The 19,619-nt window shown below is 63.9% G+C and carries 14 protein-coding genes; 10 read left to right on the top strand and 4 right to left on the bottom strand.

Features of this window, described 5'->3' with window-relative positions; translation table 11 throughout:
* Positions 1 to 110: 110 nt before the first annotated feature.
* The 9 genes from AAEQ75_RS13705 to rlmF all read left to right on the top strand — a co-directional run bounded on the left by AAEQ75_RS13705 (position 111) and on the right by rlmF (position 12,211).
* Positions 111 to 1,598: a leucyl aminopeptidase gene (locus tag AAEQ75_RS13705; RefSeq protein WP_343349318.1), complete on the top strand. Its 1,488-nt coding sequence runs from the start codon at positions 111 to 113 to the stop codon at positions 1,596 to 1,598.
* 137 nt (positions 1,599 to 1,735) lie between these two features.
* Positions 1,736 to 2,155, top strand: a complete 420-nt coding sequence (locus AAEQ75_RS13700) for a DNA polymerase III subunit chi (protein ID WP_343349317.1) — start codon at positions 1,736 to 1,738, stop codon at positions 2,153 to 2,155.
* A 60-nt stretch (positions 2,156 to 2,215) separates the two neighbouring features.
* Entirely contained in the window at positions 2,216 to 2,644 is a 429-nt protein-coding gene (locus AAEQ75_RS13695) for a DNA polymerase III subunit chi (protein ID WP_099526579.1), read from the top strand.
* A gap of 246 nt (positions 2,645 to 2,890) precedes the next feature.
* A complete protein-coding gene (locus AAEQ75_RS13690) occupies positions 2,891 to 5,722 on the top strand; it encodes a valine--tRNA ligase (RefSeq protein ID WP_343349316.1) in 2,832 nt (943 codons plus the stop codon).
* A 138-nt stretch (positions 5,723 to 5,860) separates the two neighbouring features.
* Positions 5,861 to 7,291, top strand: a complete 1,431-nt coding sequence (gene nhaC, locus AAEQ75_RS13685; protein WP_343349315.1) for a Na+/H+ antiporter NhaC — start codon at positions 5,861 to 5,863, stop codon at positions 7,289 to 7,291.
* 187 nt (positions 7,292 to 7,478) lie between these two features.
* The gene (gene nhaD / locus AAEQ75_RS13680) at positions 7,479 to 8,855 is read left to right on the top strand and encodes a sodium:proton antiporter NhaD (protein WP_179544172.1); all 1,377 of its coding nucleotides are present in this window, start codon (positions 7,479 to 7,481) and stop codon (positions 8,853 to 8,855) included.
* A 36-nt stretch (positions 8,856 to 8,891) separates the two neighbouring features.
* On the top strand, positions 8,892 to 9,188 hold the full coding sequence (locus AAEQ75_RS13675; RefSeq protein WP_099526583.1) for a winged helix-turn-helix domain-containing protein: 297 nt from the start codon (positions 8,892 to 8,894) through the stop codon (positions 9,186 to 9,188).
* A 32-nt stretch (positions 9,189 to 9,220) separates the two neighbouring features.
* On the top strand, positions 9,221 to 11,050 hold the full coding sequence (locus AAEQ75_RS13670) for an SLC13 family permease (protein WP_343349314.1): 1,830 nt from the start codon (positions 9,221 to 9,223) through the stop codon (positions 11,048 to 11,050).
* Positions 11,051 to 11,209: 159 nt separating this feature from the next.
* A complete protein-coding gene (rlmF, locus tag AAEQ75_RS13665; protein ID WP_343349313.1) occupies positions 11,210 to 12,211 on the top strand; it encodes a 23S rRNA (adenine(1618)-N(6))-methyltransferase RlmF in 1,002 nt (333 codons plus the stop codon).
* Positions 12,212 to 12,355: 144 nt separating this feature from the next.
* Here rlmF and AAEQ75_RS13660 read toward each other — a convergent pair whose 3' ends face one another.
* Positions 12,356 to 13,600 carry an SLC13 family permease gene (locus AAEQ75_RS13660; RefSeq protein ID WP_343349312.1) on the bottom strand — a complete coding sequence of 415 codons (1,245 nt, stop codon included), beginning with the start codon at positions 13,598 to 13,600 and terminating at the stop codon, positions 12,356 to 12,358.
* Positions 13,601 to 13,695: 95 nt separating this feature from the next.
* Positions 13,696 to 14,469 carry a substrate-binding periplasmic protein gene (locus AAEQ75_RS13655; protein ID WP_343349311.1) on the bottom strand — a complete coding sequence of 258 codons (774 nt, stop codon included), beginning with the start codon at positions 14,467 to 14,469 and terminating at the stop codon, positions 13,696 to 13,698.
* 394 nt (positions 14,470 to 14,863) lie between these two features.
* Between AAEQ75_RS13655 and AAEQ75_RS13650 the strand changes: the two genes are divergently transcribed.
* A complete protein-coding gene (locus AAEQ75_RS13650) occupies positions 14,864 to 15,514 on the top strand; it encodes a substrate-binding periplasmic protein (RefSeq protein WP_343349310.1) in 651 nt (216 codons plus the stop codon).
* A gap of 104 nt (positions 15,515 to 15,618) precedes the next feature.
* Here AAEQ75_RS13650 and AAEQ75_RS13645 read toward each other — a convergent pair whose 3' ends face one another.
* Both AAEQ75_RS13645 and AAEQ75_RS13640 read right to left on the bottom strand, forming a co-directional pair.
* Positions 15,619 to 16,161 (bottom strand): hydrolase, encoded by a 543-nt coding sequence (locus AAEQ75_RS13645; protein WP_179574346.1) that lies wholly within the window; start codon positions 16,159 to 16,161, stop codon positions 15,619 to 15,621.
* A 2-nt stretch (positions 16,162 to 16,163) separates the two neighbouring features.
* On the bottom strand, positions 16,164 to 19,598 hold the full coding sequence (locus AAEQ75_RS13640) for an AAA family ATPase (protein ID WP_343349309.1): 3,435 nt from the start codon (positions 19,596 to 19,598) through the stop codon (positions 16,164 to 16,166).
* Between the last annotated feature and the right edge of the window lie 21 nt (positions 19,599 to 19,619).

Below are 19,619 nucleotides of genomic sequence, written 5' to 3'. Positions count from 1 at the left end.
GAGCGCTCACACTAGCCGCACCTACTTGCCGGCCCACCGCAGGGTGGACCCTCGAAAAATGGCGGCCATTATCCGTCAAACCCGACTCTTTGTCTTGGGGACAGCTCACTATGGAATTCCTCGTCAAAAGCACCCGTGCAGAAACCCTGAAAACCGCCACCCTGGTCGTCGCCATCGGTGAAGGCCGCAAGCTCGGCGACACCGCCAAGGCGGTCGACCTGGCCAGCAATGGCGCGCTCAGCGCTGTGCTCAAGCGCGGTGACATCGCCGGCAAGCCCGGCCAGACCCTGCTGCTGCACAGCCTGCCGGGGTTGAAAGCCGAGCGCGTACTGCTGGTGGGCTGCGGCAAGGGTGATCTATCCGACCGTCAACTGCGTAAATTGGTTGCCAGCGTGCATGGCGTACTCAAGGGCCTGGGCGGCAGCGATGCCCTGCTCGCCCTCGGTGAACTCAAGGTCAAGGGCCGCGACACCTACGGCAAGACTCGTCTGATCATCGAAACCCTGGCTGATGGCACCTACCTGTTCGAGCAGTTCAAGAGCCAGAAAGCTGACCCACGTGCCCTGAAGAAAATCACTCTGGTTGTCGACAAGGCCGAACTGACCGAAGCCGAACGCGGCCTGCAGCATGCCCGCGCCATCGCCAGCGGCGTCGCTTTCACCAAGGATCTGGGCAACCTGCCACCGAACCTCTGCCACCCCAGCTACCTGGCTGAAGAAGCCAAGGCGCTGGGCAAGGCGCACAAGAACCTCAAGGTCGAAATCCTCGACGAGAAGAAACTCAAAGAGCTCGGCGCCGGCGCCTTCCTCGCCGTAGCCCAGGGCAGCGAGCAGCCGCCGCGGATGATCGTCATGCACTACCAAGGCGGCAAGAAGGATGAAAAACCCTTCGCCCTGGTCGGCAAGGGCATCACCTTCGACACCGGCGGCATCAGCATCAAGCCGGCAGCCGGCATGGACGAGATGAAGTACGACATGTGCGGCGCCGCCAGCGTGTTCGGCACCCTCAAGGTCGTGCTGGAGCTGCAACTGCCGATCAACCTGGTGTGCCTGCTGGCCTGCGCCGAGAACATGCCCAGCGGCCGCGCCACCCGCCCCGGCGACATCGTCACCACCATGAGCGGGCAGACCGTGGAGATCCTCAATACCGACGCCGAAGGCCGTCTGGTGCTGTGCGATACCCTGACTTACGCCGAGCGCTTCAAGCCGCAGGCGGTGATCGACATTGCCACCCTCACCGGTGCCTGCATCGTCGCCCTGGGCAGCAACGTCTCCGGCCTGATGGGCAACAACGACGCGCTGATCAGGCAGATCCTCAAGGCGGGCGAAAGCGCTGACGACCGCGCCTGGCAACTGCCGCTGTACGACGAGTACCAGGAGCAGCTTGATAGCCCCTTCGCCGACATCGCCAACATCGGTGGGCCGAAGGCGGGCACCATTACCGCCGGCTGCTTCCTGTCGCGCTTTGCCAAGAACTTCCATTGGGCGCACCTGGATATCGCCGGCACCGCCTGGATCAGCGGCGGTAAGGACAAAGGCGGCACTGGCCGTCCGGTGCCGATGCTGACCCAGTACCTGCTGGATCGCGCCAAGGTCTGATGCGCCTGTAGCCCGGACACAGTCCGGGCTACGATGGATATCGTAGGAGCGAGCTCTGCTCGCGAAGCTTTTGTATTTCCAAGATTCGCGAGCAGAGCTCGCTCCTACGGCCGCTCTTCAATGTCGAAAATTTCCTGATGCCCAGAATCGAGTTCTACGTCCTCTCCTCCAGCGATGCCACAGGACGCCTGCGCGCGGCCTGCCAACTGGCGCTCAAGGCCTGGAGCGCCGGCCTGCCGGTATTCGTTCGCGGCAGCGACGAGGCGCAGTGCGGTGAACTCGACGAACTGCTGTGGACGTTCAAAGCCGAACGTTTCGTGCCTCATGATCTGCATCGCGATGCTCCGCTGTCGCCCGTGGTGCTGGGCATCGACGAAGTGCCCAGTGCCGAGCAGGGCGTGCTGATCAACCTCGGCAGCAGCTTGTCGCCGCATGTCGAGCGCTTTTCTCGCATCATCGAGATCGTCAATCAGCAGCCTGAACTGCTCAACGCCTGTCGCGAGAATTTCCGTACCTATCGCCAGCGCGGGTATGATCCGCAACGCGTCGAACTTTAGTGTCCGTGCACGCTCACAACACAAGTCACTCCAGCCCTTTTTCTCGCTGCACCGATGATCATGGACACCCCCAAGCCTCCGCAAAAACCTGCTCAACTGCTGCACGACCTGGAGTCGATTCGCGAGCTGCTGGGCGATAACGGCAGTGAACCACCGCTGCTGATCGACTCGCTGGACCCGGACAGCATTCCGGTACTGTCCGATATCGTCAGCGCGCCGCCTGGCCCGCCGCCGCCTTTTCATGCAACGCCGACGCCCAAACCGACACCAGCCCCGCAGCCTGCGCCAGCGCCAAGCCCGCTGCGCGAGCGCATCGAACCGCGCCTGCATGACAGCGCCCGCGATCTGCAGCATTTGAATGGCGAGTTGCGCGCCGCCGCCCAGTTGATCCTGCAGGACGTGATCGACGATTTCGTGCCGCAGATCGAGGCCGAACTCAAGCGCCGCCTCGAAGCCCGCCTGCCACGCCTGCTACCGCCACGCAAGTAATCCCCTGCCTCGCAGGAGCCTCGCCTCGGGACGAATGCTTGACAGCAAAGAGCAAAAGCTTCGCCCCGGGGCGGGGGCTCCTACAAAAACTGGACGCGGTCTGCCATTTCCCGTAGGGCGGGTGCAACCCGCCACACCACGGATGGCGGGTTGCACCCGCCCTACAGCTCAAGGCTTATGGCTTGGCGCTCAGAAGCGGTATACTTGTCGGCTTTTCCGATCAGCCGTCAAAGGGTCCCGCCGCGCATGGACAAGACCTACCAGCCGCACGCCATTGAAACCGCCCTGTACCAGAACTGGGAAGCCAAGGGCTACTTCGCCCCGCAAGGCTCGGGCGAGCCGTACACCATCATGATCCCGCCGCCAAACGTCACCGGCAGCCTGCACATGGGCCACGGCTTCAACAACTCGATCATGGATGCGCTGATCCGCTTCCGCCGCATGCAGGGCCGCAACACCCTGTGGCAGCCGGGCACTGATCACGCGGGCATCGCCACGCAGATGGTGGTCGAGCGTCAGCTGGCCGCCGACGGTATTGGCCGCCACGACTTGGGCCGCGAGAAATTCCTGGAGAAGGTCTGGGAATGGAAGGAACAGTCCGGTGGCACCATCACCCGTCAGATTCGCCGCCTGGGCAGCTCGGTGGACTGGTCGCGCGAGCGCTTCACCATGGACGACGGCCTGTCCGAAGCCGTGAAAGAAGCCTTCGTACGCCTGCATGAAGACGGCCTGATCTATCGCGGCAAGCGCCTGGTCAACTGGGACACCAAGTTCCACACCGCCATCTCCGACCTCGAAGTGGAAAACCACGACGAGAAAGGCTCGCTGTGGAACCTGCGCTACCCGCTGGCCGACGGCAAGAAAACAGCTGAAGGCAATGATTACCTGATCGTCGCCACCACCCGCCCGGAAACCATGCTCGGCGACAGCGCCGTGGCCGTGCACCCGGAAGACGAGCGCTACAAGGCGCTGATCGGCAGCTTCGTCGAACTGCCGCTGCTGGGCCGCCGCATCCCGATCATCGCCGACGACTACTGCGACCCCGAGTTCGGCACCGGCTGCGTGAAGATCACCCCGGCGCATGACTTCAACGACTACGAAGTGGGCAAGCGCCACAACCTGCCGCTGATCAACATCTTCGACAAGAACGCCGCCGTGCTGGCTCAGGCCCAGGTGTTCAACCTCGACGGTAGCGTCAACGAGCAGATCGAAGCGAACATTCCGGCGCAGTTCGCCGGTCTGGATCGCTTCGAAGCGCGCAAGCAGATCGTCGCCGCCTTCGACGCCGCCGGCCTGCTGGAAAAGATCGAAGACCACGCCCTGAAAGTGCCGAAGGGCGACCGCTCCGGCACCGTCATCGAGCCGTGGCTGACCGACCAGTGGTACGTCTCCACCAAGCCGCTGGCCGAGAAAGCCATCGCCGTGGTCGAGAGTGGCGAAATCCAGTTCGTGCCCAAGCAGTACGAGAACATGTACTTCAGCTGGATGCGTGACATTCAGGACTGGTGCATCAGCCGTCAGCTGTGGTGGGGCCACCGCATTCCGGCCTGGTACGACGATGCCGGCAACGTCTACGTCGGCCGTGACGAGGCGGAAGTACGCGCCAAGCACAACCTCGGTGACATCGCCCTGCGCCAGGACGAAGACGTGCTCGACACCTGGTTCAGCTCCGGTCTGTGGACTTTCTCCACCCTCGGCTGGCCGCAGCAGACCGACTTCCTCAAGACCTTCCACCCTACCGACGTGCTGGTCACCGGCTTCGACATCATCTTCTTCTGGGTCGCCCGGATGATCATGCTGTCGACCCACCTGACCGGGCAGATTCCGTTCAAGACCGTCTATGTGCACGGCCTGGTACGCGACGGCCAGGGCCAGAAGATGTCCAAGTCCAAGGGCAACGTGCTCGACCCGCTGGACATCGTCGACGGCATCGACCTCGAAGCCCTGGTGGCCAAGCGCACCAGCGGCATGATGCAGCCCAAGCTGGCCGAGAAGATCGCCAAGCAGACCCGCGCCGAATTCCCCGACGGCATCGCCGCCTACGGCACCGACGCGCTGCGCTTCACCAACCTGGCGCTGGCCTCCACCGGCCGCGACATCAAGTTCGACATGGGCCGCGTCGAGGGTTACCGCAACTTCTGCAACAAGCTGTGGAACGCCGCCAACTTCGTCATCGAGAACACCGATGACAAGGACACTGGCGTAGGTGGCGAGGCAGTCGAACTGTCGCCGGTCGATCGCTGGATCATCTCCGCGCTGCAGCGCACCGAGGCAGACGTGACCCGCCACCTCGACGCCTTCCGCTTCGACCTGGCGGCGCAAACCCTGTACGAGTTCATCTGGGACGAGTACTGCGCCTGGTACCTGGAGCTGGTCAAGCCGGTACTGTGGGACGAGAACGCGCCCATCGAGCGCCAGCGCGGCACCCGCCGCACCCTGGTACGCGTACTGGAAGTGATCCTGCGCCTGGCCCACCCGTTCATGCCGTTCATCACTGAAGAAATCTGGCAGCGCATCAAGGCCCAGGCCGGCGTGCAGGGCGATACCCTGATGCTGCAACCCTGGCCGGTGGCCAACGAGAGCCGCATCGACGCCGCCGCCGAAGGCGACATTGAGTGGGTCAAGCAACTGATGCTTGGCGTGCGCCAGATCCGTGGTGAGATGAAAATCTCCATGGCCAAGCGCATCGATATCATCGTTGCCAACGCCAGTGCCGAAGACCTGCGCCGCCTGGCCGACTTCGAGCCGCTGCTGAGCAAATTGGCCAAGCTCGAGTCAGTGCGCGTGCTGGCTGCCGGTGAAGAAGCGCCGATGTCCGCCACCACTCTGGTCGGCGAGATGGAAGTGCTGGTACCGATGGCCGGGCTGATCGACAAGGACGCCGAACTGGCGCGCCTGGACAAGGAAATCGGTCGTCTGGAAGGCGAAGTGCAGCGCGTCGGCGGCAAGCTGAGCAACCAGGGCTTCGTCGCCAAGGCGCCGGCAGAAGTGCTGGAGAAGGAACGCGCCAAACTGGCCGAGGCTGAACAAGCCCTGGCCAAGATGGTCGAGCAGCGCGGCAAGATCGCCGCACTCTGATCACCGCGCGACACCCACAGACCCGCGCCCCAACCGGCGCGGGTTTGTTTTTTGTGGGAGGGGCTTCAGCTGCGAGCTTTAACGGCAAAGTCGCGGCTGAAGCCCCTCCCACGGTTAGTTTGATTTCCCGGAACACCCATGACTGTTCGCTCCCCTTCCCTGCTCGATGCCTTGCTGCCCATTGGCGTACTCGTCGTGCTGCTCAGCCTCTCCGTTTACCTGTTCGGTGACGCCTCCTCCAGCGGCCCGAACCAGATCGCGCTGATGAGCGCCGCCTTCGTCGCCGGCCTGGTCGGCCTGAAGAATGGTCTGCGCTGGGCCGAGATCGAAGAAGGCATACTCGCTGGCATCCATATGGCGATGAAAGCCAACCTGATTCTTCTGGCGGTCGGCGCGCTGATCGGCACCTGGATTCTCGCCGGCACGGTGCCGACCATGATCTGGCTGGGCCTGAAGCTGATCAGCGCCGAGTACTTCTACCTCACCAGTTGCCTGATCTGCGCGCTCACCGCGCTGTCCATCGGCAGCTCGTGGACGGTGGCCGGCACCCTCGGCATCGGTCTGATGGGCGTGGCAGCAGGCCTGGGGCTGGACCCGGCGATCACCGCCGGCGCGATCATTTCCGGCGCCTACTTCGGCGACAAGCTGTCGCCACTATCGGACACCACCAACCTGGCGCCAGCGGCAGCCGGCGCCGACCTGTTCGCGCATATCCGCAACATGTTGCGCACCACGGTGCCGGCGTTGCTGATCGCCCTGGCGATCTTCTTCACCCTTGGCCAGCAGGCCAGCGCCGAACATGACACCAGCCGTATCGCCGAGGTGCTGAGCGCGCTGGAGGCACAGTTCAATCTCGGCTGGCACCTGCTGCTGCCGGTGGCCTTCCTGCTGCTGCTCGCGGTGCGCCAGTGGGCCGCATTCCCGGCGGTGTTTCTCGCCGCCCTGCTCGGTGCGGTATTCGCAGTGGTGTTCCAGCCGGAGGTGATGGCGCGCCTGGCTGACCCACAAGCGGGCGCCCTGGCGCCGCTGAAAACGGTATGGACTGCGCTGTTTGCCGGTTATGAATCGGCCAGCGGCAACGCCGAGCTCGATGGCCTGCTGTCCAAGGGCGGCATGGCCAGCATGCTCACCACTGTGTGGCTGATCATCTGCGCCATGTGCTTCGGCGGCGTGCTGGAGCGCCTCGGTCTGCTGCAGCGCCTGTTGCAGAGTGCCCTGCGCCTGGTGCGCAGCGACAGCGGCCTGGTCGCCAGCACCATCACCACCACCATCGGCACCAACGTCATCACCGCCGATCAGTACATCGCCCTGGTGCTGCCAGGGCGCATGTATCGCGCTGAATACGAAAAACGCGGCCTGGCGCCAACCAACCTGTCACGCGCTCTGGAAGACGGCGGCACCCTGACCTCGGTACTGGTGCCCTGGAATACCTGCGGCGCCTACATGGCCGCGACGCTAGGCGTGGCGACGTTGAGCTACCTGCCGTACTGCTTCTTCAACCTGATCATGCCGGTGCTGGCCATCGCCCTCGCCTACCTGCTGCCGCCCAAACCGCAGACTGCCGTTTGATTTCACAGCCGTTCGGGCCGGTCAGCGCAGCGGCCCGAACGCCTCATTAAGCAGCAAAACGCTCATCTCTTTGCTCCTTTCGCTATAAAAACCTTCCCTTTTTCCAATTGTTTCAGGCATCTTCACCCGCCTGGCAGCAGCCCTCCGGCACGTCCCCACTAATAAAAATCAGAGCGGAACTCCGAACATGTATGCGTTGATGGCACTCGTCTTCGTCCTCGGCTACCTGTGCATCGCCCTCGAGCACCCGTTAAAGATCGACAAGGCAGCCTCCGCCCTGCTCACCGCCGTGATCGCCTGGACCCTGCTGGTTCTTGGCGCCGACAGCATCCTGCCACTGCTTGGCACCGGCACCGCCGGCTCCAGCACCAACACCCATCATGTGGTCGAAGAACTGCGCCACCACCTCGGCGAGATCTCCGAGATCCTGTTCTTCCTCATGGGCGCCATGACCATCGTCGAACTGATCGACGCCCACGAGGGCTTCAAGGTCATCACCGATCGCATCCGCACCCACAAGCGCGTGCACCTGCTGTGGCTGGTGGGGTTGATCACCTTCTTCCTGTCCGCTGCACTGGACAACCTGGCCACCACCATCGTGATGATCTCGCTGCTGCGCAAGCTGATCGCCGACCGCCACGAGCGCTGGTTCTACGCCGGCATCGTGGTCATCGCCGCCAACGCCGGCGGCGCCTGGTCGCCAATTGGTGACGTGACCACCACCATGCTGTGGATTGGCAATCAGGTCACCGCCACCGGCATCATCACCAAGCTGTTTCTGCCCAGCCTGATCTGCCTGCTGGTGCCGCTGCTGATCATGAGCTTCCGCCTCAAGGGTGAAGTGGCTGAACCGCGCATCAAGGAAAGCGCCGAGAGCCGTCGCGACCCGACCACGCCCTTCGAGCGTAACCTGGTCTTCTGCCTAGGCCTCGGTGCGTTGATCTTCGTGCCGGTGTTCAAGACCATCACCCATCTGCCGCCATACATGGGCATCCTCTTCGGCCTCAGCCTGCTGTGGATCACTACCGAGATCATCCACCGCAGCAAGAACAGCGAAGAGAAGGACCCGCTGTCGGTAGTGGGCGTATTGCGCCGTATCGACATCACCAGCGTGCTGTTCTTCCTCGGCATCCTGCTAGCGGTTTCCGCGCTGTCCAGCGCCGGCCACCTGATCCAGGTGGCGACCCTGCTCAAGGACAGCCTGGGCAATATCTACAGCATCGCCATCTCCATCGGCATGCTCTCGGCCGTGGTGGACAACGTGCCGATGGTTGCCGGCGCCATGAAGATGTATCCACTTGTCAGCCCTGAAAACCTGGCGGCCGCCGCAGCAAGCGAGCTGCCATGGCTGCGCAACTTCGTGGTCAACGGCAACTTCTGGGAAATGCTCGCCTACTGCGCCGGTACCGGCGGCAGTTGCCTGATCATCGGCTCGGCTGCTGGCGTGGCGGCCATGGGCATGGAGAAGATCAACTTCATCTGGTACCTGAAGAAGATCAGCGGCCTGGCCTTCATCGGCTACCTGGCCGGTGCCGTCACCTATATGCTGATGTTCGCCGCCTGACACGCGGCGGCCCTCGGCTCAGAGAAGGAAGTTGCCATGCAGACGAGCAAGACCCGCACCAGCTTCTACCGCCGCCTCTACGTGGCCTGGCTGATCGACAGCGGCCAGGCTGTCAGCGTGCCGGCACTGATGGACGCCACCGGCATGCCCCGGCGCACCGCACAGGACACCCTCACCGCCCTCGCCGAGCTGGATATCGACTGCCAGTTCGAGCAGAACGAGGGCGAACGCAACAACGCCGGTCACTACCAGATTCGCGACTGGGGGCCGATCGACAAGCGTTGGATCGCCGCTAACCTGCAGCAGATCAAAACCACGCTCGGTTATCCCTGAGATAATTCGTCCCATATCTCCTGGGAATTACGATGAATCCGGATCTGTTCTGGGTGCTAGGCCTGCTGGCCGGCGCCGTCACTCTTTTCGTCATCGGTAAGCCACGCATGGACGTGGTCGCCCTGCTGGTACTGGTCGCCCTACCGCTGACTGGCGTACTCAACCTGCAACAGACACTGGCCGGTTTCAGCGACGCCAACGTCATCCTCATCGCCGCGCTGTTCATCATCGGCGACGGTCTGGTGCGCACCGGCATCGCCTACCGCCTGGGTGACTGGCTGGTGGCCAAAGCGGGCAGCAGCGAAACGCGTCTGCTGATCCTGCTGATGCTGGCCGTGGCCGGCCTGGGTTCGGTGATGAGTTCCACCGGCGTGGTGGCAATCTTCATCCCCGTGGTGCTCGGTGTCGCCGCGCGCCTGCGCATAGCCCCGGCACGACTGATGATGCCACTGGCGTTTGCCGGGCTGATCAGCGGCCTGCTGACGCTGGTCGCTACACCGCCGAACCTGGTGGTGCATGCCGAACTGCGCCGTGCTGGGCTGGATGGTTTTGGCTTTTTCGATCTCACGCCCATCGGCCTGGCAGTGCTGGTGCTCGGCATCGGTTACATGCTGATCGCCCGACGCTGGCTGGTACGCAGCGAAGCAGGTGGCAATGCCGAGCCACCACGTCTGACCCTGGCCGACCTGGCCGAGCGCTATCGCCTCAGCGAGCGCGAGCGGCGCCTGCAGGTGCGCGCCGACTCGCCCCTGGCCAATCAGGTGCTCAACGAGCTGCAGTTGCGCCGTGATCATGGCATCAACGTCATCGCCATCGAACGCCGCCAGCGCCTGCGCACCCTGCTGCTGATGGCCAGTGGCAATACCCTGCTGGAACCGGGCGACGTACTGCTGGTGGATATCGCCAGCCCCACCATCGGCCTGCTCGGCAGCTACCAGGCGCTGGGCCTGGAACCCATGCCGCTGCCGCATTCGTATTTCAGCCTGCACGCCCATGAACTGGGCCTGGCCGAAGTGGCGCTGCCGCCGGAGTCGCAACTGCCGGGCAAGAGCATTCAGGAACTGGGCTTTCGTTCGCGGCACAAGCTCAACGTGGTTGGCCTGCGTCGTCAGGGACAAGCGCTGGAAGGCGTGCTGGTGGACGAGAAACTCAAGGCTTCAGACACCCTGCTGGTAGCCGGCGCCTGGCGTGATATACACCGCCTGCAGGGGCTGAGCCGCGATTTCCTGGTGCTCAGCCTGCCGGCGGAAGTGGCCGAGGTGGCACCTGCCGCACGCAAGGCGCCCTATGCATTGCTCAGCCTGGCGGTGATGGTGCTGCTGATGGTCAGCGGCCTGCTGCCCAACGTGCAGGCCGCACTGATCGCCTGCCTGCTGATGGGCGCGTTTCGCTGCATCGACCTGGACAGCGCCTACCGCGCCATCCACTGGCCGACGCTGATCCTCATCGTCGGCATGCTGCCTTTCGCCCAGGCGCTGCAGCAGACCGGAGGCGTCGAACTGGCGGTACAGGGCCTGGTCGGCGGTCTGGGTGATGCCGGGCCACATCTGATCCTGGCCAGCCTGTTCGTCCTGACCGCAGTGATTGGCCTGTTCATCTCCAACACCGCCACGGCGGTGCTGATGGCGCCGGTGGCCATCGCCACCGCGCAGGCGCTGGGCGCCTCGCCGCTCCCTTTCGCCATGACCGTCGCACTGGCTGCCTCGGCCGCGTTCATGACGCCGATCTCCTCGCCGGTGAACACTCTGGTGCTCGGCCCTGGCCAATACCGCTTCGGCGACTTCGTGCGCATCGGCGTGCCCTTCACCCTGCTGGTGATGATCGTCAGCGTGCTGCTGGTGCCGCTGATCTTTCCGCTGTAATGCGGGGGATAACCAAGCGTAGGAGCGAGCTCTGCTCGCGAAGCTTTTTGCCGCTGGCCAGGTTCGCTGAAGGCCAACGAATTCGCGAGCAGAGCTCGCTCCTACAAAGCCCTGCCCGACTATGGGAAAATCCCGCCCCCGAATCGCCGAAGCCTGTTCATGCCCCAGCCGCCGAAACGTCCCCGCAAGCCCACTCCCGCCGCTGTGAAAACCGCGCCGGCCAAGGGTGAGCTGCACCCGCGCAACCGCCACCAGGGGCGTTACGACTTCCCCGCGCTGATCAAGGCCAGCCCCGAGCTGGGCGACTTCGTCATCAACAATCCTTACGGCAATGCAAGCATCGACTTCGCCAACCCGGCAGCGGTCAAGGTGTTCAACCGCGCGCTGCTGACGCAGTACTACGGCATCCGCCACTGGGACATTCCCGATGGCTACCTGTGCCCGCCGATTCCCGGTCGCGCCGACTACCTGCACAACCTGGCCGACCTGCTGGCGACTGACAACGACGGGCAGATTCCCCGCGGCGCAAAGGTGCAAGCCCTGGATATCGGCGTCGGCGCAAACTGCATCTACCCACTGATCGGTCATTGCGAGTACGGCTGGCAGTTTCTCGGGGCCGATATCGCAGACGCGGCGCTGGCCTCTGCGCGCGCCATCATCAGGGCCAATCCGCAGTTGGCGGGTGGCATCGAATTGCGCCAGCAGGCCAATACCGAGCACGTATTTCTCGGTCTGCTGCAATCGAACGAGGCAGTCGACCTGACCCTGTGCAACCCGCCCTTCCACGCCAGCGCCGATGAAGCCACCCGTGGCAGCACGCGCAAGTGGCGCAACCTGGGCAAGCTCGACCCGAAACGCAAGCTACCGGTGCTCAACTTCGGCGGCCAGGCGGCCGAGCTATGGTGCCCCGGTGGCGAAGCCGCCTTTCTCAAGCGCATGGCCAACGAAAGCGCGCAAGTGGCTGAGCAGGTATTGTGGTTCAGCAGCCTGGTCTCCAAAGGCAGCCATGTGGAATTGCTACAGGGCTGGCTGGCCAAGTCAGGCGCGCTTGAGGTGCGTATTCTCGGAATGTCGCAGGGGCAGAAGCAGAGCCGCCTGGTGGCCTGGACGTTCAAGAATGCCGAAGAGCGCAGCGCTTGGAGCAAGAGTCGCTGGCGCTGAGACCTGCTGGTGCGCACGACGCACCCTAGGCGCTATCCGTAGCTAAATAGGGTGCGAAGCAGTACACACCACAATCCTCTGACCGGCCACTATGGCGGACTGTTCGCTTAGGCTCCTGAGTCCGCCCTACGCCGCTACACGCCGTTACCAGGGCAACCAGCCACCCAACACCAGCCACAACCCGGCCACCGTCATGCTCAGCAGCGTCACCGGTACGCCGCTGCGCGCATAATCGACGAAACCAAGCCTGACGCCCTGACGCTTCGCCCCTTCAGCGACGATCAGGTTGACCACGCTGCCGATCAATAGCAGGTTGCCGGCCAGGGTCGACATCAGCGCCAGGCCGATCAGCACCGAATGCGACAGTTCCGGCATCAGCCCCAGCAGCAACACCACGAAGGGCACGTTGCCGATCAGGTTGCTCGCCAGCAGCGACGAGGTCGCCAGCGAAATCACGCCCTGCGGCAACAACCCGTGCTCGGCCAGCCAGGTGGCTCCCTGCGTCATTTGCGGCAACTGCAGCGCGGCGCCGCTGACCAGGAACAAGCCCACGAACAGCAACAGCAGGTTCCAGTCCACCTTGTTCACGTAGTCGCGGCTGTCCACCCGCCGCGACACCATCACCAACACCGCCATCAACAGCGCCGATAGCTCGCGCGGCAGCGCCGTGGCGAACAGCGCCAGCAGCGCCAGGCTGGCCAGCAGCGGCTTGAGATAGCTGTGCGCGCCGTAGATATGCTCGACCGGCGTATCGTCCGCGGTCAGCGGCCTGGCCTCACCCCAGCGATGACGCCACTGTAGCCAGATCACCGCATAAACGATGGCCATCGCGATCACTGCCGGTGGCCCAGCCACGGCCACATACCCCCAGAAATCCAGACCACCGGCCTGGCCAATGAGAATGTTCTGCGGGTTGCCGATCAGGCTCGCTGCCGAGCCGGCATTGCACGATAACGCCAGCGCCAGCAGAAACGGCCGCGGCTCCAGCCCGCGCAGATGCAGGCTGCGACACAGCAGCGGAGTCAGGGCGAAAGCGACGATGTCGTTGACCAGCACCGCCGAGAGCAAGCCACCCAGCAGCACCACGCCCATCAGCAGCACAGCCGGGCGCTCGGCATGCTCGGTCAGGTAGAGGTTGAGCCAGGCATACACCCCGGAAAAATCGAACTGCGCCGAGATCAGCATCAACGCCAACAGCAGCAACAACGCGCCGGGGTCGAGATGATGGGCCGCATCCTCCATGCTCAGCGCACCGCTGACCAGCAACAGCACTGCCGCGCAGCAGGCGATCCAGCTGCGGTCGATACGCAGGCCGCGAACGCCGCCAGCGGCCATGCCCAGGTAGGTGAGAACGAAAAGGCCGAGGGTCAGCCAGGCAGCGAAGGTCATGCGCGATTCACCCAAATGGATGCAGGTTGGAAGCAGCGGACTCTAGCCATGCCAGTGCCGCGCGGGAATAGCTACGGCATGGTTTTTTGCGCGTTTCAGGGCCGCGACATGTAAGTCGCCACCCGCCCCAGATAGGCCGGCGACTCGCGCTGACGCTGCACCTCGGCCCAGATTCGTTCGGCCAACTCGGGGTCACGCGCCAGCAGCGCGTTGGACAGCATCAGGTAATAGGGCTTTTCCTCGAGCAGTTGCGGTAGTTTCTCCACCCGCTGAGCCAACTGCGGATTGGCCTGCAAGACGAAATCGCCACGCATGGTCTGCAAGGCAACGGCCTCGACCCGACCGTGCACCAGCATCTGCAACAGCGCCAGTGGATCGCGACTCGATTCATCCACCTCCAGCCCGTGCGCCAGCAGCAGATCGCGAATGGAGAAGCCACTGAGCGAGCCGACCCGGCCATTCACCTGGCTGAAACGCTGGCCGTCCCAGGACACCGCGCTGCCGATACGGCGGTACAGGGTATAACGCGAGGTGTGCAAACGCCTGGCGGCATCCGGGCGGCCATCGGCATTGGTGGGGTAATGGCCCATCTGCAGCCGCTCGGATTTGACGCTGGCAGCGAAAGCACCGTCATAGAGGCCCTGCTGCATGCCCGACAGACAGCGCTTCCACGGCACTGCTACATACACCACCTGCAATGCCAGCGCCTGCTGCACCAGATTGAGCAGCTCCAGGTTGAGGCCTGTGCCATCGGTCATCACCCAAGGGTAGGCGTTCTGATCCTCATGACAGAACGTCAAGGTTGGCTGGGCACCGTAGCAGGTGCCGGCCAATAGCCAGAGCAGGCAGTAATGCAGCGCTTTGTGCAAAAACCAGACTCCATCACCGGAACGCCTGAGAGCAGGCGTTCGATCCGCGGTTTGTCACCGACTTCTTGTCCTGCTCCAAGCATAGGCATATTCGCCCTGAGTCGTCTGCAGCAATTTGGTGCACGTTTGCGCTCACCAGGTCAGACGCCAGACTTCGATCATTGCACTGCCTGGCAGCCAGCGGCATGACTAGGATCAACAGGACAAAACCTTTAAAGTGCCATCATCCTGTTGCCCGAGCCGTCGAGGACTACAGATGCGTCACGGCCTGTTGATTGTGCTGTTTAGCCTGTTCTGCTGCAGCCCGCTTGGGGCTGCAGAGGCACCTTTGCTGCGGATCAGCGCCGGCGAATGGCCTCCCTATCTGTCAGCCAGACTCGAACACCAGGGGCCAGTGGCCCATCTGCTGCGCGACCTGCTGGCCGAGGAAGGCTACCGTGTCGAATTCACGTTCCTGCCCTGGCCCCGCGCTTACGCCGAAGCCGCCGCAGGCCGGTTCGACGCCACCGCGGTATGGATGCACAAGACCGAGCGTGAGGCCGACTTTCTCTTCAGCGCCCCACTGCTCAACGAACAGTTCGTGTTCTTCCACCTGAAAACCCAGCCGTTCGACTGGCAGCGCTTCGACGACCTCAGCGGCATGACCCTCGGCGGCGGCCTGGAATACAGCTACGGGCCGGCGTTCGATGCCTTTCTCGCCGAAGGCAATGTGCGCATCGAACGAGTGTCCAGCGACCGGCAGAACTTCGAGAAGCTGCTCAAAGAGCGCGTGGTGCTCTACCCGCAGGAGCTCAACGTCGGCTACGCCGCGCTGCGTAACGAGTTCTCCAGCGCCGATGCCGAGCGCATCACCCACCATCCCAAGCCGCTGCTGGTCAACCTCAGTTACCTGATGCTGCCCAAGCGCCTGGCGCAGAGCGAAGCGCTACGCGAACGTTTCAACGCTCGCCTGCAACAATTCCGCGACGACGGCCGTTACCAGAAGTACTTCGACGACCTGCAGGCTGGCCACTACCAACCCGTGCCGGAAGATGCCGCGCCATAACCGAAAAACTCGGTGTCTGGATTCCCGCCTGCGCGGGAATGACGAGAACTCCAGACAGTCGTCATCCCCGCGAAGGCGGGGACCAAAAAATGAGCAGTCAATGATCAGCGAATAAAGCCCTTGCTGACCTCGCGAAACAGCTCGGTGCCAGCCTGTTCCAGCCACTCGAAGGCGACCATCTCACGCGAGACGATCACCGCGCCGGCACGTTCCATGCGCGCCAGCCCCAAGGCCTTGTCGCGTGGCCGGCGCGATCCCACCGCCTCGTCGACCACGAACACTTCACGCCCGGCCGCCAGCAGGCCCATTACCGTCTGCAGCACGCAGACATGGGTTTCCGTGCCGCAGACGACGAACTGCCTGCGCTCGCCACCGGGCAAGTCGAACAGCCCGGCCCCGGCGGTTGCCGAAAAATGAATCTTCTCCCGCAACCCATCGCCCGGCAGCAACTCATGCAGGCCCGGCTCGGTATAACCCAGCCCCTTCGGATACTGCTCGGTGGCGATCACCGGAACGCGCAGGCGCTGCGCCACTTGCACCAGCCAGGTGGCTTGCTCGACCACTGCCGCGCCACCGTCAATGGCTGGCAGCAGCCGCTCCTGCAGATCGATCACCAGCAGGGTGGAATCCTTCGCTCGCATCAGCATCACTACGCTCCTTCCTTCACCGCAAAACGCGCATCGAGCCGGCTGTAACCGAGACCGACGCCCTTGTGCACCCGCAACTGCACGGGAATACGCTCCTTCATCGCCTCGACGTGACTGATCACGCCGATGGTCTTGCCGCTGGCGTTGAGGTTGTCCAAGGCATCGAGCGCCACCTCCAGGGTTTCCCCATCGAGCGTGCCGAAACCTTCATCGAGGAACAACGAGTCGATACTGGTCTTGTGGCTGACCAGATCGGACAGCGCCAACGCCAGCGCCAGGCTGACCAGGAAACTCTCGCCGCCGGACAGCGTGCGGCAATCGCGCGCCACATCGGCCTGCCAGGTGTCGCGCACCTCCAGCTCGAGTTCGCCGCTGCCCTTGCGCGCCAATTGATAGCGTCCATGCAAGCGCGTCAGTTGGCGGTTGGCCAGGTGGATCAGGTGATCGAGGGTCAGGCCCTGGGCAAACTTGCGGAACTTGGCACCGTCGGCCGAGCCGATCAGGCCGTTGAGCTGTTGCCACAGGCCCTGCTCACTCTCCTGCGCACTGATTTCGGCGAACAGTGCCTGCTGGCTGCTGCGCCGCGCCTCGTCGGCCTGCAACTGCGCGCGCAGCTCACCTTGACGCTCGCTCAGGGCGCGCAAGCGTTTCTGCAATGTCTGGAGCTGCTCGGCCAACTGCTCCGGGCTCAAGGCGGTTTGCGCTTCTGCCGAGAGGCGCTGCACCTCGGCCTGAGCCGCCGCCAGCAGGGTCGCGGCCTGGGTGTGCGCACGCTCGAGATCCACCTTGAGTTGCACCAAACGCTGGCGTTCATCCTCACTCAACAGCGCCGCTTCGAACGCCGCCTGATCGGCGAAGGGGCTGCTCAGCAGCGCCTGTTGCCAAGCCTGCTGACAGCTTTGCAGACGTTGCTGCTCACGCGCCAGCAAGGCTTCCTGGGCTTGCTGGCTGCCAGCGAGGCCATCACGTTCACGCAGGGTCGCGGCCAACCGCTCGGCGGATTCACGCAGGGCCTGCTGCGGATCGGCTGGCGGTTCCGGGGTCGCCAGACCCGGCGCACCTGCGTCCTGCCAACGCTGCTGCCAGTGCTCGGCCTGCGTCTGAGCTTCGTCCAGTTGTCGTTGCGCCTCGCGCGTGAGTTCGAGCAACTGCTGCTCACGCGCCTGCGTCTGTTGCCAGGCGTGCCAGGCGGCTTTCTGCTGCATCAACCAGCCTGAGCCGTCGGCCGGCAGCTCGCTGGCGAAGCCCTGCAGGCTGGCAAGCAGTTCTTGGGCCTGTTGCGCTAATTCAGTCTGCAGCGCGTTCAGATGCGCCAGTTGCTCGGCCAGGCGCGCCTGGGTGTTGTCCAGATCACGACTGAGTACTGCCTGCTGCCGCTTTGCCTCGGCCTGCTCGCGCTCAGCGCTTTCGCGCAACTCGCGCAGGCGCTGCAGCTCGGTTTGCTGTGCTTGCGCCGCTTCCAGGCGCGCCTGGAGCGCAGCCAATTCCTGCTCGTGCTGCTGCTGCACACCTGTCAGCTCAGCGACGTCCTGCAGGCGGATGTCATGTTCGCTCAGTTGCTGCTGCCACTGCTGATCCAACGGCAGCAATTGCGCCTCGGCCTGAGCCTGTTGTTGCTGCACCTGCTCGATCTGCGCGGCGAGACGGGTCAGCTCATCACGCAGGTTGGCGCCCTGGCTCTCCAGCTCAGCCAACTCACTGCGGCACTGCACCAGCGCCTGCTCAGTGGCCGAGACGTTCAGCGCCTGGTACTGACTGATCGCCGGATGCTCGTGCGAGCCGCACAGCGGGCAAGCGTCGCCCGGTTGCAGGCGGGCGCGATAGGCCTCCAGATCCTGAATGCGTTTTTCCTGCTCCAGCAATTTTTCCTTGTCGGCGACCTGCTGCTTGAGTGCCTTGTAACGCTCGCGCAGGGCGTTGATCTCGGTGTTCTTGTGCGCCTGTCGGCGCTGCAGCTCAGCCAGGCGCGGTGGCAGCTCGGCCAGTTGTACGGCCAAGGCCTCGCGGCTCTGCGCCAATTGCTGCAGGCGGTCGAACACCCGACTGCGCGCTTGCAGGCGCTGCCAGTCCTGGCGCAAGCCTGCCTCACCGGCATCCCCCAGCAGAGCCTGCAAGGCGCCCTGCTGCTGCCCCTCGGCGTCACGCGCCTGCTGCACCTGCAGTTGTAGCGTGGTCAGACGCACACCCTGCTCGTCACGCTGGCGCTGCAACGTCGTCAGTTGTACCGCGGATTCGCTCTGGCGCGTTTGCGCTGTCTGCAGCGCCTGCTCAGCCTTGGCCCGTTGCGTGAAGCGCTCGTCCCAACCACTGAGCAACTCGCCCAGGCGCGCATGCGAACTGCGCTCGTTCAGCCAGGCTTGCACCTCGGCGTGCTGGTGCTGCGCTTGCGTCAACGCGACGTGCCGCTGCTCACGCCAGTGCCCCGCATGATGGCTGGCCTGCCACAGCGCCTGACGTTCACGCTCGGCACACATTTGCATCTGCTCACGCAGTGCGAACAGACCGTGCTCGGCCTGCTGACTGTCGTGCTGCGCTTGCTGCCAGGCCTGGTGCAGCGGTTGTAAACGCGCTGCCGGCTCGCTGGCGGCCAGACGCTGTAAGTCATCGGCCGCAGCAGCCTGACGTTGCTGGGCCTGCTCCAGCCCTTGCGCTGCCTCGCCGGCTTGTTGCTCGGCTCGCTGTAGCGCCTCACGCCAGCGCTGCCCAGCCAGCAGCGTTTGTTGCTCAGCCTGCAACGGGGCCTGTTCCTGCGCCAGGCGCTCGGCTTCGGCCTGCAATTCGGCACGCTGCGCCTCATCCAGCAGCTCCATGCCCTGGGCGCGGCTTTTCAGCAGGCCCAGTGCCTGTTCGGCGGCCTTGGTGCGTTCGTAAACCTGCTGGGATATCTGCCCATAGACCTCGGTGCCGGTCAGCTCCTCCAGCAGCTCGGCTCGCTGGTTCGCATTGGCCTCGAGAAACGCCGCGAAGCCGCCCTGAGCGAGCAACATGGACTTGGTGAAACGCTCGAAATCCAGGCCGGTCAGTTCAGCGGTCAGGCTTTCCTTCTCGCGAATCTTGTCGGTGAGAATTTCGCCATCGGCGATACGCGCCAGCTCCACCTTGGGCGCCTGCAGCGCACCGTCGACCTTGTCCCGCGCGCGGCGCTGGCTCCAGAAGGCGCGGTAGCCCTGCCCTTTAACCTCGAACTCGACTTCGGCCAGGCAATCGGCGGTGTGCCGCGTCATCAGCTCATTACCGCTGGCCGACAGCGTGCTCATACGCGGTGTGCGGTGGTACAGCGCCAGGCAGATGGCGTCGAGCAAAGTGGTCTTGCCCGCCCCGGTTGGCCCGGTGATGGCGAACAGACCGCTACCGGCGAAAGGCTCGGCAGCGAAGTCGATCTTCCATTCACCCTTGAGGGAGTTGAGGTTCTTGAGGCGCAGGCTGAGGATTTTCATGCACAGGTCATAAGCCGTTGA

The sequence above is a fragment of the Pseudomonas sediminis genome (assembly GCF_039555755.1).
GTDB lineage: Bacteria > Pseudomonadota > Gammaproteobacteria > Pseudomonadales > Pseudomonadaceae > Aquipseudomonas > Aquipseudomonas mendocina_D.
This window is presented reverse-complemented; position numbering and strand designations above follow the sequence as displayed.

Coding starts and splice junctions, on each gene's coding strand:
- AAEQ75_RS13705 (WP_343349318.1), top strand. CDS start 111: ATGGAATTCCTCGTCAAAAGCACCCGTGCAGAAACCCTGAAAACCGCC.
- AAEQ75_RS13700 (WP_343349317.1), top strand. CDS start 1,736: ATGCCCAGAATCGAGTTCTACGTCCTCTCCTCCAGCGATGCCACAGGA.
- AAEQ75_RS13695 (WP_099526579.1), top strand. CDS start 2,216: ATGGACACCCCCAAGCCTCCGCAAAAACCTGCTCAACTGCTGCACGAC.
- AAEQ75_RS13690 (WP_343349316.1), top strand. CDS start 2,891: ATGGACAAGACCTACCAGCCGCACGCCATTGAAACCGCCCTGTACCAG.
- nhaC (WP_343349315.1), top strand. CDS start 5,861: ATGACTGTTCGCTCCCCTTCCCTGCTCGATGCCTTGCTGCCCATTGGC.
- nhaD (WP_179544172.1), top strand. CDS start 7,479: ATGTATGCGTTGATGGCACTCGTCTTCGTCCTCGGCTACCTGTGCATC.
- AAEQ75_RS13675 (WP_099526583.1), top strand. CDS start 8,892: ATGCAGACGAGCAAGACCCGCACCAGCTTCTACCGCCGCCTCTACGTG.
- AAEQ75_RS13670 (WP_343349314.1), top strand. CDS start 9,221: ATGAATCCGGATCTGTTCTGGGTGCTAGGCCTGCTGGCCGGCGCCGTC.
- rlmF (WP_343349313.1), top strand. CDS start 11,210: ATGCCCCAGCCGCCGAAACGTCCCCGCAAGCCCACTCCCGCCGCTGTG.
- AAEQ75_RS13660 (WP_343349312.1), bottom strand. CDS start 13,600: ATGACCTTCGCTGCCTGGCTGACCCTCGGCCTTTTCGTTCTCACCTAC.
- AAEQ75_RS13645 (WP_179574346.1), bottom strand. CDS start 16,161: ATGCTGATGCGAGCGAAGGATTCCACCCTGCTGGTGATCGATCTGCAG.
- AAEQ75_RS13640 (WP_343349309.1), bottom strand. CDS start 19,598: ATGAAAATCCTCAGCCTGCGCCTCAAGAACCTCAACTCCCTCAAGGGT.